The following is a 14960-nucleotide window of genomic DNA, read 5'->3' on the forward strand; positions in this document are numbered from 1 at the left end:
GTGCCAAATCAGAATCCATTCGAGGGAAAGGCTTGGGCGTCGGGTCGTTCCGGGTCAGGCTGCCGTCCTGAAAGTGCGGCCGGCTTTGTCGAGCTTCTCGGCAAGCTGCGTCCAGCGGATTTGGTAGCGCTCGATGCTGGCTGCTTTCACGTGGCCAAAGCCGCGGATCATGTCGGGCAGGCCGGCGAGTTCGGTCGCAAGCTTCAGACTCTCCTGCGAAAGCATGGCGCAAAGCCGTTCGATCTCCCGGAAATAATCGGCAACGAGTTGCCGTTCGGTTCGCCGCTCATGGGTCCGCCCGAAAGGATCGAAACGCGTGCCGCGGAGCACCTTGCCGTGCTTGAGCAGTCGGAAGACCGGCCGAATCCAGGGACCGAAGCTGATCTTCGCAGGCTCGCCGGTGCGTGGATCCATGCGGGCGATTCCGGGTGGGGCGAGCAGGTGGCGAATCGTGAACCTGCCTTCGAACTGCTCGGCCAGTTTCTTCTCGAATGAGCGGTCTGTGTGGAGCCGCGCCACCTCGTACTCGTCCTTGTAGGCCATCAGCTTGAAGGCGTTTTTTGCCACGGCCATGGCGAAAGCCTCACCGGAAGCGCCCTCGGCCGCGCGGGCCTTCGCGACAAGATCGCGGTAGCGGGCGGCATAGGCGGCATCCTGATAGGCGGTCAGGAATTCGGCGCGCCGCTCCACCAGCGCGTCGAGCGTTTCGGCGACCGGGGCGACGGGCGCCAGTCCGCCCGCAGCATTCACGGCGTCCGGCTCGACCACCGAACGGCGGCCCCAGGCAAAGGCGGCGCGGTTCATCGACAGGCCGGCGCCGTTGAGCTCCATCGCGCGGTCGATGGAGGCCAGCGAGATCGGGACGAGGCCGCTCTGCCATGCCGCGCCGAGCAGGAACATGTTCGCGGCGATGGCGTCGCCCATCAGCGCCGTTCCAAGCCGGGTGGCCGCCACCATGTGAACAGCGTCATCTCCGGCCGCGGCCCGCAATGACTTCAGCGTCGCCTCCTGGCGGAAGTCGATCGCTGTGTTCCGCACGAAGGACGCGGTCGGGGCGAAATGATCGTCGAGGACGGCGCGGGTGCGCCCCCTGGCGAAGGTCTTGAGCGATTTCGGCGAGGCGGAGACGACAACGTCGAAGCCGAGCACGAGGTCGGCTTCGCATGGACCGATCCGCGCAGCGTCGAGCGCCTGCGGCCAACTGGCCATACGGACGTGGCTGACCACCGCGCCGTTTTTCTGGGCAAGGCCGGTCTGGTCGAGCGTCATGATCGACAGGCCGTCGAGATGCGCGGCCATGGAGAGGATGGCGCTGACGGTGATGACGCCGGTGCCCCCGATGCCGGCGAGCAGCATGTTGTAGGCGCCGTCGACCGGCGGCGGCGCCGGCTGGGGCAAGGTCGCCGGATCGAAGCCGCCGGCCTGCGCTCCTGGCTTGCGCAGCGTGCCGCCCTCGATGGTGACGAAACTCGGGCAGAAACCCTTCAGGCAGGACAGATCGGTGTTGCAGCTCGACTGGTTGATGCGTCGCCTGCGGCCGAACTCGGTCTCCGCCGGCTCGACAGAGATGCAGTTGGAAACGGCCGAACAATCGCCGCAGCCCTCGCAGACGAGTTCATTGATGAAGGCGCGTTTTGTCGGGGCCGGGTAGGCGCCGCGCTTGCGCCGGCGGCGCTTCTCGGCGGCGCAGACCTGGTCGTAGACGATCGCGGTCACGCCGGGGACCTCACGCAACGCGCGCTGCACGGCGTCGAGCTCGTCGCGCGGATAAATGTCGACACCGCGCGGCAGCATGCCTTGCAGGCGATCCGGCTTCTCGGCCACGACAACCACGCGGCTGGCGCCCTCAGCGAGCAGCTGCGCGACGATCGACGGTACGGTGTTGTCGCCGTCATGACGCTGCCCGCCGGTCATGGCGACCGCATCGTTGTAGAGGATCTTGTAGGTTGCGTTGACCTTGGCGGCAATCGCCGCGCGGATGGCGAGCAGGCCGGAGTGGAAATAGGTGCCGTCGCCCATGTTGACGAAGATGTGCTTCTCGTCGGTGAAGGGCGCCAACCCGATCCAGGCGCCGCCCTCGCCCCCCATCTGGGTGAAGGTCGAGGTCTTGCGGTCCTCGACGCCGATCACCATCATGTGGCAGCCGATACCAGTGGTGGCGCGGCTGCCTTCCGGCAGGCGCGTCGACACCGAATGCGGGCAGCCGGAACAGAAATAGGCGTCGCGCCGCAGGGCGGCGGCCTCGGAAGGTGCTGCGCGGACGATCTGCTCCAGCCGCTCCCGATGGTCCGCGATGGCGGCATCTTCCGGCAGCCGCTTCGCCAGCGCGAGGGCGACCGAAACCGGGTCGATCTCGCCATGCGACGGCAAGAGCGGGCGGCCGGCCTCGTCGGCCTTGCCGACCACGCGCGGACGGCGCCCATCAGGCAGGTTGAACAGCTGCGACTTGATCTGCTCCTCCAGGACCGGCCGCATCTCCTCGACCACGAAGACCTCTTCAAGATCGCGAGCGAAGGCGATCAGCCCAGACGGTTCGAGGGGCCAGGTCAGTCCGACCTTGTAGAGCGCGATGCCCAGTTCGGCGGCCCGGGCCTTGTCGATGCCGAGCGCGCGCAGCGCGCCCATCAGGTCGAGCCACGATTTTCCGGTGGAGACGATGCCGATGCGCGGGCGTCCGTCACGGTGCCAGGAACGGTCGATCCGGTTGGCGGCGGCGAAGGCGTGCACTGCATCCATCTTGCGCTGCAGCCGCAGTTCCATCGCGTGCGGTCCGTCGGGCCAGCGCATCGACAGCCCGTCGCCGGGCAGGTCGAACTCCGGTGTCACGATCGCCAGCGCATCGGGGTCGACATCGACGGTCGCCGAGCACTCTACGATCTCGGTCTGCGCCTTGAAGCCGACCCAGGCGCCGGAATAGCGGCTCATCGCCCAGCCGAGCAGGCCGTAATCGATGTATTCCGCAAGACCGCCAGGCGAAAGCACGGGCACCATCGCCGAGATCAGGTTGTGCTCGCTCTGGTGCGGCAGCGTTGAGGAGACTGCGCCGTGATCGTCACCGGCCAGCAGGAGGACACCGCCATGCCTGCCCGTGCCGACGGCGTTGGCATGCTTGATCACATCCATGCTGCGGTCGACCCCGGGGCCTTTGCCGTACCACATAGAGAAGATGCCGTCGTAGCGGGCGCCGGGAAACATGCCGTTCTGCTGCGTGCCCCAGACGGCGGTCGCGGCCATGTCCTCGTTCAGCCCGGGATGGAAGACGATGTGGTTGGCTTCCAGATGCTTGCGCGCCACGCCCATCTCGCGGTCGAAGGAGGCGAGCGGCGAGCCGCGATAGCCGGAGACGTAGCCTGCCGTGTTCAGTCCCGCGGCAAGGTCACGCTGGCGCTGCATCATCGGCAGCCGCACCAGCGCCTGTGTCCCGGAAACGAGGATGCGGCCGCGGGTGAGGGTGTAGCGGGCGTCGAGCGCGGTCGCGTTCATGCGGCGGCTCCTTGCGCCGGGGTCGTCGGCAGCGGATCGAAGATGCGGCCGGGATTGAGGATGTTGTTGGGGTCGAATGCGCGCTTCAGCCTGCGCATGGCAGCGATCTCCGCCCCGCTGCGGCAGAAATGCAGATATGGCTTCTTATCGATGCCTATGCCGTGCTCGGCCGAGATCGAGCCGCCAAGACCCTGTACGCAGCGGTAGATCGCTTCGACCACGCCTTGCGGGCGATCCGTCTCGACGACGTAGTGGAGATTGCCGTCACCTAGATGGCCGAAGACGGGGAAACGTGCCGCCGGATCGAGCGCCTGAACGATACGCGCGGCATCCGGGACGAAAGCTTCGATCTTCGCCGGCGGGACGGCGACATCGCATCCTATGACGTTTCGCAACGTGAGGATGTAGCCGGAACAGGCCTCGCGCAGATCCCACAGTGCGCGGAACTCGCGCGGCGACTGCGACACGGTCACATCGCTGATCATGCCATCCTCATGCGCAGCCATCAGCGCCGCTGAAAAACCGTCGGTGTCGTGGGCCGGGTGGATGGCGTGCAATTCGGCGAGCACATAGAAAGCGGCCGGCGCCACCGGGCGCGGCGCGCCGGTCAATGCGAGAGCGCCTTCGAGAGCATCGGGAAAAATGAGTTCGCAGGCCGACAGGAGCGGCCCAAGCGCGGCGCGCAGGCGAGCGAGCAGCGCAATCGCCGCAGAGAGCGAGGGGACGGCGCAGAAGGCGGCACATTCGGCGGCCGGCTTCGGATGCAGCTTCAGGCAGGCGCGCGTGACCACGCCGAGCGTGCCTTCGCTGCCGATGAAAAGCTGATTGAGATCGAGGCCCGAATTGTCCTTTGCCAGGCCTTTCAGCGAGGTGAGGATCGTCCCGTCGGCGAGCACCGCCTCGAGGCCGAGCACCTGGGCGCGGAACATGCCGTAGCGCAGGACACGGATGCCGCCGGCATTGGTGGCGACATTGCCGCCGATGGTGGCGCTGCCGCGCGATCCGATGTCTACGCCGAAGAACATGCCGGCGTGATCCGCCGCTTCCTGCACCGCCTGCAAGGGAACGCCAGCTTCGGCAGAAAGGGTGCCGCCCGCCGGGTCCACGGCTGACAGGCCGGTCATGTGCTCAAGCGACAGCACGGCCTCGCCCGCACAGGCGCGCTCGCCGCCGTGAAAGCCGGTGCGCCCGCCTTGGACAGCGACAGGCTGGCGGACGGCATCGCAGGCGGCGAGGCACAGCGAGACCTCGGCTGCATTACGCGGTCGCATGACGAACGCCGGCATGACGGCCGGAACCGCGCTGAGCGTCTCGCGGAAACGGGCGTCGATGCCGTCTCCCGACAGCAATGCCTCGGCCGGCAGTTGCCGCATGAGACACTCCAGCGCCGGCGCGACCGGAGCCGACGCGGCGTTGCCGGAAACGAAACGCGGAGCAATGTCGAGACTCATTTCGGCGGATTCCCTGGCCGCAGACCGGTAAACCGACGCTATCCGAATTGTTCTATTTGTCAAACCTATATATTTTTCCTGCGACCCTGGACAAACCTCCATGGCGCTGCGAGGAAAGAGACATGTCGCTTAATTATGACGATGTGGTGCGGACCGGTCTCGCCAAGCAGGTGGCGGACGAGATCCGCGCCGCCATTCTCGACGGCCGCCTCAAGATCGAGGAGCGGCTGCCCAGCGAGGACGAACTGGCCAAACGCTTCGGCATCTCGCGCCCGACGGTGCGGGAGGCGCTGAAGCGACTGGCTGCGCAGAACCTGATCCGATCGCGGCGTGGGCCGAGCGGCGGCAATTTTGTCTCGAGGCCGGATCCGGAAGGCCTCTCCAAGGCAATCACAGGCGCTGCCACGCTCATGGTGGGTGTCGGTGCCTTCGACGTCGATGAACTGGTGACGGCGCGCTTGGAAACCGAAAGCATCTGCGTCCGGCTGGCCGCCGGCAGCCGGACCGAGGCAGACATTGCCGCGATGGCGGCCGAGATCGAGCTGCAGCGCAAGCGCTCGATGAGCGGCGAGGAGTTCTGCGCCTCGGACGTGCGCTTCCACCGGGCACTGGTCGACGCCACGCAGAACGGGCCGCTGCGGCTCATGATGTACACGGTGATCGAGAGTTTCATCCCGATCACCAACATGCTGACCTATGGCCTGTACGAACGCCGGGGCGCCGCGGACTCGCACGAATCCATCCTCGCCGCCATCCGCGAGCAGGACGCCGACCGCGCGGCCGAGCGGCTGCGCGACCATCTTACCGGCATGCGTGTGGTGCTTGCGCAGGCGCTGGAACGGCGCGCCGAGAAGAGCGCCGCCGGCAAGCCCGCGGCCTGAACCCATCGACAGAACGGCAAGGAGATTTGTGGTGAGCGAAGCTTTTAACGCGATCATGATCGTCGACCGGGACGGCAAGCCGACGGCGGAATTCCGCGAGCTGACGCTCGCCGAACTGCCCGACCATGACGTTCTGGTGGAAATCGCCTTTTCCACGCTGAACTACAAGGACGGCCTGGCGGTCGCGGGCAAGGGACGCATCGCCCGCCGCCTGCCGATGGTGGCCGGCATAGACCTTGCCGGCACGGTGGTGGAATCGCGTTCGCCGGACTGGAAACCCGGCGACAAGGTCGTCGCCAATGGCTGGGGCATGTCCGAGACCGAATGGGGTGGATACACGAAATACCAGCGGGTAAAGTCCGAATGGCTAGTGCGGCTGCCCGATTCGTTCTCGCTTCGGGAAGCCATGGCGATCGGCACGGCCGGCTACACCGCGGCGCTTTGTGTGGACGCGCTGGAGGACTGGGGCTCGATCACGCCCGGCGGCAAGGAAGTGCTGGTCACGGGCGCGGCCGGCGGCGTCGGCTCCACCGCGATCAGCCTGCTCGCCAGCAAGGGCTATACGGTCACAGCCTCGACCGGCCGGCCGGATACGCACGACTATCTCGCCGGCCTCGGCGCGAGCGGCTTCATCGACCGCGCTTCCCTCGCGGAGAAGGGCGGGCCGCTGCAGAAGGAACGCTGGGCCGGAGCCGTGGATTCGGTCGGCTCGACGACGCTGGCCAACGTGCTCGCGCAGACCTTCTATGGCGGCGCGGTGGCGGCCTGCGGGCTCGCGGGCGGCATGGACCTGCCGGCAAGCGTGGCCCCCCACATCCTACGCGGCGTGACGCTGATCGGCATCGATTCCGTGATGGCGCCGCGGGCCAAGCGGGAACGAGCCTGGCGGACGCTGGCCGCGCATCTCGACAAAGATCACATCCGTTCCATCGCCCGGGTCGAACCGATGTCGGCGCTGCCCGGTCTTGCCGACGACATCGTGGCGGGCCGCATCCGTGGCCGGGTGGTGATCGACGTCAACGCCTGAAAATTACTCTGACGGAAAGGGCGCAGCTCGGCTGCGGCCCTTTCTTATTGTCTGCCGGACCGGTCAGAAACGGTGGATGCGCAGGCCGAGCACCTTCTCCGAGACGATCACGACGCCGAGCGTCAGGGTGATCGACAGCGTCGACACGGCCGCCGCCTCAGGCGTAAAGTTAGTGCGGAGATAGTCGAACAACTGGATCGGCAACGTCGACATGCCGATCCCCTTCAGCATGAAGGAGATGGTGAAGACGTCGAACGAGATGATGAAGGCAAACAGCGCGCCGCCGATGACGCCGGGTTTTATGAGCGGCAGCATGATGCGGCGGAATCGGGTCCAGCGGCCGGCGCCGAGGCTGCGCGCCGCCATGTCCCACGAGTTATCGAAGCTCTCGAGCGACGCCGAGACGTTGATGAAGACGAAGGGCAGCGTGATCAGCACGTGCCCGACGATCAGGCCGAACATGGTCCGGGTGCCGATGCCGATCGTGTAGACGAAGAACAGCAGCGAGATCGCCGTCAGCACTTCGGGCAGCAGCAGCGGCGACAGCATGGCGATGCGCAAAGCTTCCTTCCAGCGGCCGGCATGCTGGACATAGTAGATCGCAGCCATGGTTCCGATGACGGAGGAAATGACGGTCGCCACGGCGGCCAGCCCGAGCGAGGTGCGGATGGCACGCATGAAGACTTCGTTGTTGAAGAAGGTGACGTACCAGCGCAGCGACAGGCCCTGCGGCGGGAAGGTCAGGAAGTTGCCGGCGTTGAAGGAAGCGCCGACGACGACCAGGATCGGCGCCAGCAGGAAGGCGTAGACCAGCAGGCAGTAGAGCGTGAGGACAGGGCGCTTCATGACCGTGCCACCTTCCATTTCATGCGGGTCAGCCGGGCGAAGATGACGACGCAGATCGCGCCGGTCACCGAGAGCATCAGCGCCAGCGCGGAACCCCACGGCCATTGGAAGGTGTCGATCAAAGCGTCGACCACCGTCACTGCCATGGTCTTGACCCGCATACCGCCGATCAGCGAGGGCGTGACGTAAGCCGACAGCGACAGCACGAAGACGAGGATGCAGCCGGCCTGGATGCCGGGCATGGACAGCGGCAGGATGATGCGCAGGAAGGCGGTGAAACGCGACGCCCCGAGCGACCGCGCGGCCGATTCCAGCGACGGGTCGACGCCCTGGATCGCAGCCATGATCGGCAAGATCATAAACGGCAGGAAGACATGGACCAGCGCGATGGTGATGCCGAGCGCATTGTACATCAGCGGCAGCGGAGCGTCGATGATGCCGAGCGCCTGCAGCGTGCGGTTGATCAGGCCGGCATTACCGAGAAGGATGGTCCAGCCGTAGGAGCGGATGACGATGCCGACAAGCAGAGGCGACAGGACGAGGCCGTAGGCGAGGCCACGAAAGCGCATGTCGACCCGCGTGAGTTGCCAGGCAACGGGGAAGCCGATGACGAGGCAGAGCGCTGTGGTCAGCAGGCCGATCCACAGCGTGTTGAAGACCTGGAACAGGTAAAAACCGTCAGAAAAGAAACGGACATAGTTGGCGACCGTGAAGCCCGCGCCATAGGGCGTCCCTTCCCCCGGAGTGCGAAAACTCATCAGCACGATATTGAGATAGGGGATGACGAGGAAAACGCCGAGCAGCAGCGCGGCGGGAAGCAGCAGCAGCCAGGGCCGCGCGAAGCTTGAGCGGCGGCCAGCGCTCATAGCGTCGCCCCGATCAGCCAGAACGCATCGGCGGGCGCCCGGACGATAACATCGTCGCCCTCGGCGCGACGCACATTGGGGAAGGTCTGCACATGCAGCACCTCGCCGGAGGCAAGCGTGACACGATAGTCGACGAGGCTTCCGGAATAATAGCGCGCCGTGATGCGGCCGGCGGCGCCAGGCTCGCCCGCGGCGGCGAAATCAAGCGCTTCGGGGCGCAGCGCAAGTTTTGCATCCATGCCCGGCCGGGCGATACCGCGATCGGGCACCGCGACGGAACCAAAGACGGTGGAGATGGCCGCCACATCGGCCTCGACGCCGGTCACCTGCCCGTGGATGAGATTGACCTGTCCGACGAACTGGGCGACCTCCAGCGTCTCGGGCTTCTGGTAAATGTCGGCCGGCGCGCCGAACTGCGCGATGCGTCCGCCGAACATCACCACGACGCGGTCGGACATGGTCATCGCCTCGGCCTGGTCGTGCGTGACGTAGACGGTGGTGATGCCGACGCGGCGCTGAAGGTCGCGGATGAAAACCCGCATCTCCTCGCGCAGCTTGGCGTCGAGATTGGCGAGCGGCTCGTCGAGCAGCAGGATCTTGGGTTCGATCACCAGGGCGCGGGCGAGCGCGACGCGCTGCTGCTGGCCGCCGGAGAGCTGGCTGGGATAGCGCTCGGCGTAGCTGCCGAGTTGCACCATGTCGAGCACCGCCGCGATGCGCGTCTTCATCTCCAACTTGGCGACCTTGCGCATCTCGAGCCCGAAAGCCAGGTTCTGCCCCACGGTCATGTGCGGAAACAGGGCATAGTTCTGGAACACCATGCCGATGTCGCGCTTCTCCGCCGGGACATTGACGACATCCGAGCCGTCGAAACGAATGGCGCCGTCGCTGACGGCCTCGAAGCCGGCTATCATCTTGAGCGTGGTGGTCTTGCCGCAGCCGGAAGGCCCGAGCAGCGAGATGAACTCGCCATCGGCGATCCGCAGCGAGATTCCGTCGACCGCGCGCGAGGAGCCGAACATTTTCGTCAGCCGTTCAATGCTCACTTCGGTCATGATCTTCTGTTCCCTGCTTGGCGCCAGGCGGACGGCCGGTTCCGGCTCTCGTTTCCACGTCGAAAAGCAAAGCGCGCCCCGTCGCCGGGACGCGCCCACAGTCAAGAGAACTACTGGATGGTCTTTGCCCAGCGGTCGGCGAACTCGCCCTGCTTCTCGTTCACGTAGTTCCAGTCCCAGGTGAGGATATTCTTCATCGCCTCGCCAGACACCGGGACGTCCGCCTTGAGATCGTCGGGCACGACGACCTTGGAGTTGGTCGGCGACGTGTAGAACTGGCGCATCATCAGGTCCTGGATCTCCGGCGAGATCATGAAGTTCAGGTACTGGTAGCCGAGTTCCTTCTCCGGTCCGTGGGCGAGGATGACGAGGTTCTGGTCGAACATCATCATGCCTTCCTCCGGGATTACGCAGTCGACCGGCAGGCCCTGCTTGCGCAGACGGGTGATCTCGCCGAAGTCGAACGGCGCCACGACGATCTCGCCGGACGACAGCGCCGTCGACAGGTTGAAATCGACCTGGATGACGCGGCCGAGCTTGGCCAGCGCAGCGAAGCCGGCATCGGCGTCGTACTGGTCCTTGCCGAACAGTTTCGACGCTAGCAGCAGCTCCATCTTGCCGGCGCTGTTCGCGTAGTTGTAGAGGCCGATCTTCCCCTGGAACTCGGGATTGTTCCAGAGATCCTTCCAGGATTTCGGCGGGGTCTTCACCAGATCGGTGCGGTAGCCGATGCCGATGGGCGACAGGGCGCCGGTGGCTGCAAAACCATCGGCGACCTGGGCGATCGGATAGAGATCGGCGTAGTTCGGGACCTTCGACATGTCGAGCTTCTCGAAATAGCCCTCCTTGCGCAGGCTCGACGCGAAGACCTCGTTGGTCATGATCACCGAGTAGGGCGGATTGTCGATGCCGGCGGCGCGCAGATTGGCGCCGAAGACGCGGCCGTTGCCGACATCGAGCGTCACCGTGGCGCCGCTGGCCTTCTCGAAGGCGGGAGCGATGGTGGAGCGCCAGAACTGCTCCCACACGCCGCCGAGCGTCGGAACGATCAGCGTCTTGCCCTGCGCACGCACGCCCTGGAGCCCGAAGATGGAGGCCGCGCCGAGACCGGCGAAGCCAGCCAGAGCCTGTCGTCTGTTGAGATTGAGCACTGCTTTTCCCCTTTGCGTTGTCTGTTGCATCGTTCCGACAGCCGGTCCGCTGCCGCTACTTCCTGCCGAAGGCCTGGCTGGTCTTGAGGTTGATGTAGTCTCCGTAGGTGATCGGCTCATACTTCGCCTGCTTGCCGCCCGAGCAGAACGGCTCCAGGCAGGAGATCACGGTGTCCTTGCCCGGATTGACGAAGAAGGGGATCGACTGGCGGCGGGACGATCCCTTCTTCTCGCGCGGCGGGTTGACGACGCGGTGCGGCGTCGAGACCCACTCGTCATTGGTCCAGCGCATGAAAGCGTCCGCTATGTTGATGACATAGGCGCCGTCAATCGAAGGCGCATCGATCCAGCGCCCGTCGCGGCTCTGCACCTGAAGCCCGCCGGACGAAGCCTCCGAACGCAGGATCGTCATGAAACCGTAGTCGGTGTGGACGCCTGCACGCATCTGGCCCGGCAGCGGGGATTCCTCCTGCTCCGGATAGTTGATGACCCTGAGCGCCGACAGATGCTTCTCGAAGAAGGGTTCGAAATAATCCGGTTCGAGGCCGATCGCCGAAGCGAAGATGCGGCGCAGGTGGCGGGCCAGCGTTTCCATCTCCGCGAAATAATCGCGAAACGCCTGCTCCAGCCCTTCCGGCGCGTCCGGCCAGGCATCTCCCGGCAACCGGACGCCGAAATTCAGGCTCTCCTTGTAGTCGCCGGGCGTCTGGATGCCCTTGGTGGCGGCCAGCGCCTCGTCCGCAATCGGCGAGAAGGCAACGCCGCCCATCAACCCGGTGCCGCGGCCATGGGCGCGCTTATAGTCTTCCGGAAGGTCGAAATAGGCGCGCGCCGTCCCGTACAGCCTGGCAGTCACCTCAGGCGACACGCCATGGCCGGTCGCCAGGAAGAAGCCGGTATCCCGGGCGGCCTCTTCGATGGCTCGCACCACATTCCGCGCACCGGCTTCGCCCCTGATGAATGGTCCGACATCGATAACGGGGATGAGTTGTTCGGTTTCGCGTTCCTGGGGGGCGGCCTGCATGGGGGAAACTCACTCCGCTGACTGGAATGGAGGATGAGAGAACGGGCGAACAGCCAGGGCCGGCAGATGCCTGCCTGCGGAGAATGGGGACTGCTGGGTACGCATGCCTGATGCACTGCTTTCCTGCCCATCATGGTCGGCCCGTCTTTGCCGAAGCGGCGTCCCTGGGGGGAGCCACTATGACTCACGATAAGCCGACAAACAGATGTTGACAAGAGCATCTGTTGTTGACCATATCATTTAAAGAAGGTGTGCATATTCGCACCATCGTGAGGGATCCATGGAAGACCTCGGAGCGCAGGAACAGGCGGTACTCGACCTGATCACCGCCAATCCGTTCGCCGGGCAGCAAGACATCGCGACGGCTCTCGGGCTTGCCCGGTCGACCGTCGCCGCGCATGTCGTGCAACTGGTCAACAAGGGTTATATCCTTGGCCGCGGCTACGTCCTGCCGGCCAAGCAGCGCATGATCTGCATCGGCGGCGCGGTGCTCGACCGCAAGTACCATGCCAAGAAGGAACTGATCTTCGAGACTTCCAACCCGGTCAACGGTCATCGCAGTTTCGGCGGCGTCGCCCGAAACGTCGCGGAGAACCTGGTCCGGCTGGGTGTGGATGTGAGCTTCGTTTCGATCGTCGGCGACGACGAGGTCGGCCGCTCGCTGACCAGGCACCTGCGCGACCTCGGCGCGGATGTCAGCCAGGTGATCACGACCACCGAGCGCCCGACCGCCGAATACGCGGCTATCCTCGGGCCGCAGAACGACCTCGTGCTCGGCATAGCCGACATGGAGATATTCGACCTCTTCCAGCCGTCCTACCTCGACCGGTTCTGGCCACACCTCGCCTCCGCCACCTGGGTGTTCTGCGATTGCAACATGCCGGCGGCCGTCATCGACGCGCTGATCTCGCGCAAGGCGGGCGCGCGCTACAAGCTGGCAATCGACACCGTTTCCTCGCCCAAGGCGATGCGCCTGCCGAAGGACCTCTCGGGCGTCGACCTGCTGTTCACCAATCATGACGAAGCGAACGCCATGCTCGGCATCATCATTGCCGAGAAACGCCTGCGGCCGAAGGAGGCCGCGGAAGAACTGCGGGCGCGCGGGGCAGCGGAGGTCGTGGTCACCATGGGCTCCAGCGGCTACGCCGTCGCCAACGACAAGGGCGTCGCGACCATGCGTTCGGTTCCCGCCCACCCGGTCGATATCACCGGCGCCGGCGACGCGATGATCGCCGGGACGATGTATCGCGTGCTCGAGGGAGCCGACACCGTTCAGGCGACGCAGACCGGGGCCCTGCTCGCAACGCTCACCACCGAGAGCGACGCCAGCGTCCACCCCGATCTGTCGCCGCGCTTCCTGTCCGCCGGCATGGTCCGCATTCCCGCCTGAGGTTCCGATGACAAAATCCGATCTGAAACTTGCCGACGACGTCGCGGCCGCGCTTGCAGCCGGCGATGCCGTCGTCGCGCTGGAATCGACCATCATCACCCACGGCATGCCCTATCCGGCCAATCTGGAAACGGCACGGGCCGTCGAGCAGGTCGTGCGCGACAATGACGCGACGCCCGCGACGATCGCCCTGATCGACGGCGTGATCCATGTCGGCCTGACGGATGCACAACTCGAGGCGCTCGCGCAGGCGAAGGACGTCGTCAAGGCATCGGGCCGTGACCTTGCCGCCGTGATGGTGCGCAAGGGCTCCGCCGGCACGACCGTGTCTGCCACCATGCGCATCGCCGAACTCGCCGGCATCAGCATCTTCGCCACGGGCGGCGTCGGCGGCGTGCACCGCGGCGCCGAACAGAGCTTGGACATCTCGGCCGATCTCACCGAGCTCGGCCGGACGGGAACGACCGTCGTATGCGCCGGCGTGAAGTCGATCCTCGACATCCCCAAGACGCTGGAATTCCTTGAGACGCAGCGCGTGCCGATCATCGCCTATGGCAGCGACGACTTTCCCGCCTTCTTCACGCGGCGGAGCAACGAGAAGGCGGATCACCGCCTCGACACGCCGGAAGAGATCGCAGCGGCCATGATCGCGCATGAGGCGCTGGGCTCAGGCACCGGCATCCTGATCGCCAACCCGATTCCCGAGGCGGATGCGCTTTCCCCTGATTTCATCGACGGCACCATCGCCGATGCAGTCGCCGAAGCCGAACGCCTCGGCATCCAGCGCAAGGACGTGACGCCGTTCCTGCTCGCCCGCATCAACGAGCTCTCCGGCGGAAAGAGTCTGACGGCCAACATCGCGCTGGTGAAGAACAATGCCGCGCTGGCGGCAAAAATGGCCGTCGCGCATGCGCGGCTGAAAAAATCCGCCTAGCAGATCCGCCCTCGGACCCAGGAGCAACGCATGAGCTACGAAACCATCCTCTACGAAAAGGACGGAAAGGACAAATTCGCGACGATCACGATCAACCGTCCGGACAAGCTCAACGCGATGAACAAGACGGTGATCCGCGAGATCGATGCGGCGCTGGTGGCGGCGGTCGCCGATCCCGACGTCAACGCGCTGGTGATCACTGGCGCGGGCCGCGCCTTCTCCTCGGGTTACGACTTGCAGGGTGGGGATTTCGACGTCGATATCGATTTCTGGCGCGAGGATATGGGCGAGAACGCCGCGGCGTTGCTCAACATCTGGAAGGCGCCGATCCCGGTCATCGCCTCTGTGAACGGCTACGCGCTGGCCGGCGCGCTGGAGCTGATGATGTGTTGCGACCTCGCCATCTCCGCCGACACGGCGAAGTTCGGCGAGCCGGAAGTGCGGCACAATTCCGGCCCGCCGGCGCTGATGATGCCGTGGCTGCTGGCCACGCGCGATGTGCGCTGGCTGATGTACACCGGCGATCTCGTCGACGCGCAGGAGGCGCTGCGCATGCATCTGATCAACAAGGTGGTGCCCGCCGCCGAATTGAAGGAAGCGACCGACAAGCTCGCCCGCAAGCTCGCCCGCATGCCTGTGCCGGCGCTCAAATACACGAAGGCGTCGATCAACAACCAGCAGGTGGTCGCCGGCCTGCTGCCGTCCTTCCAGTACAACATCGAGGCGATCGCCGCCCTGCACGTCACCAAGCAGGGACGCGAATGGATGGCCAATCTCGCCAAGATGAGCCTCAAGGAATATCTCGACTTCCGCGACAGCCCGTTCAAGGGGCTCGACATCTAGGGCCGCGGC

The 14960-nt window shown here is 65.5% G+C and carries 12 protein-coding genes; 5 read left to right on the forward strand and 7 right to left on the reverse strand.

Features of this window, described 5'->3' with window-relative positions; genetic code table 11:
* Window positions 1-54: 54 nt before the first annotated feature.
* Together ABMA59_RS08180 and ABMA59_RS08185 are read right to left on the reverse strand one after the other, a co-directional pair.
* The gene (locus ABMA59_RS08180) at window positions 55-3483 is read right to left on the reverse strand and encodes an indolepyruvate ferredoxin oxidoreductase family protein (RefSeq protein ID WP_349004845.1); all 3429 of its coding nucleotides are present in this window, start codon (window positions 3481-3483) and stop codon (window positions 55-57) included.
* Window positions 3480-4934, reverse strand: a complete 1455-nt coding sequence (locus ABMA59_RS08185) for an FAD-binding oxidoreductase (protein WP_349004846.1) — start codon at window positions 4932-4934, stop codon at window positions 3480-3482. Before ABMA59_RS08185 ends, ABMA59_RS08180 begins: the two co-directional genes overlap by 4 nt.
* Window positions 4935-5056: 122 nt before the next feature.
* On the opposite strand from ABMA59_RS08185, the gene ABMA59_RS08190 reads away from it, so the two are divergent.
* Window positions 5057-5815 carry a FadR/GntR family transcriptional regulator gene (locus ABMA59_RS08190; RefSeq protein ID WP_349004847.1) on the forward strand — a complete coding sequence of 253 codons (759 nt, stop codon included), beginning with the start codon at window positions 5057-5059 and terminating at the stop codon, window positions 5813-5815.
* A 31-nt stretch (window positions 5816-5846) separates the two neighbouring features.
* Window positions 5847-6842, forward strand: coding sequence for an acrylyl-CoA reductase (NADPH) (acuI, locus tag ABMA59_RS08195; protein WP_349004848.1), 996 nt, complete (start codon window positions 5847-5849; stop codon window positions 6840-6842).
* Window positions 6843-6905: 63 nt separating this feature from the next.
* On the opposite strand, the gene ABMA59_RS08200 is transcribed toward acuI, so the two are convergent.
* From ABMA59_RS08200 to ABMA59_RS08220, 5 genes are all read right to left on the reverse strand, one after another.
* On the reverse strand, window positions 6906-7688 hold the full coding sequence (locus ABMA59_RS08200; RefSeq protein ID WP_349004849.1) for an ABC transporter permease: 783 nt from the start codon (window positions 7686-7688) through the stop codon (window positions 6906-6908).
* On the reverse strand, window positions 7685-8554 hold the full coding sequence (locus ABMA59_RS08205; protein WP_349004850.1) for an ABC transporter permease: 870 nt from the start codon (window positions 8552-8554) through the stop codon (window positions 7685-7687). The genes ABMA59_RS08200 and ABMA59_RS08205 overlap by 4 nt, the downstream gene beginning before the upstream one ends.
* Window positions 8551-9609, reverse strand: coding sequence for an ABC transporter ATP-binding protein (locus ABMA59_RS08210; RefSeq protein ID WP_349004851.1), 1059 nt, complete (start codon window positions 9607-9609; stop codon window positions 8551-8553). Before ABMA59_RS08210 ends, ABMA59_RS08205 begins: the two co-directional genes overlap by 4 nt.
* A gap of 110 nt (window positions 9610-9719) precedes the next feature.
* Entirely contained in the window at window positions 9720-10760 is a 1041-nt protein-coding gene (locus ABMA59_RS08215; RefSeq protein WP_349004852.1) for an ABC transporter substrate-binding protein, read from the reverse strand.
* Window positions 10761-10815: 55 nt separating this feature from the next.
* A complete protein-coding gene (locus ABMA59_RS08220; protein WP_349004853.1) occupies window positions 10816-11784 on the reverse strand; it encodes an isopenicillin N synthase family dioxygenase in 969 nt (322 codons plus the stop codon).
* 280 nt (window positions 11785-12064) lie between these two features.
* Between ABMA59_RS08220 and ABMA59_RS08225 the strand changes: the two genes are divergently transcribed.
* Genes ABMA59_RS08225 through ABMA59_RS08235 form a run of 3 tightly spaced genes read left to right on the forward strand, consistent with a single transcriptional unit; the run spans window position 12065 to window position 14951 of the window.
* Window positions 12065-13174, forward strand: a complete 1110-nt coding sequence (locus ABMA59_RS08225; protein ID WP_349004854.1) for a carbohydrate kinase — start codon at window positions 12065-12067, stop codon at window positions 13172-13174.
* Window positions 13175-13181: 7 nt separating this feature from the next.
* The gene (locus ABMA59_RS08230) at window positions 13182-14108 is read left to right on the forward strand and encodes a pseudouridine-5'-phosphate glycosidase (RefSeq protein ID WP_349004855.1); all 927 of its coding nucleotides are present in this window, start codon (window positions 13182-13184) and stop codon (window positions 14106-14108) included.
* 30 nt (window positions 14109-14138) lie between these two features.
* Window positions 14139-14951 carry an enoyl-CoA hydratase/isomerase family protein gene (locus tag ABMA59_RS08235; RefSeq protein WP_349004856.1) on the forward strand — a complete coding sequence of 271 codons (813 nt, stop codon included), beginning with the start codon at window positions 14139-14141 and terminating at the stop codon, window positions 14949-14951.
* The last annotated feature ends 9 nt before the right edge of the window (window positions 14952-14960 follow it).

This window comes from Mesorhizobium yinganensis, assembly GCF_040081985.1.
GTDB lineage: Bacteria > Pseudomonadota > Alphaproteobacteria > Rhizobiales > Rhizobiaceae > Kumtagia > Kumtagia yinganensis.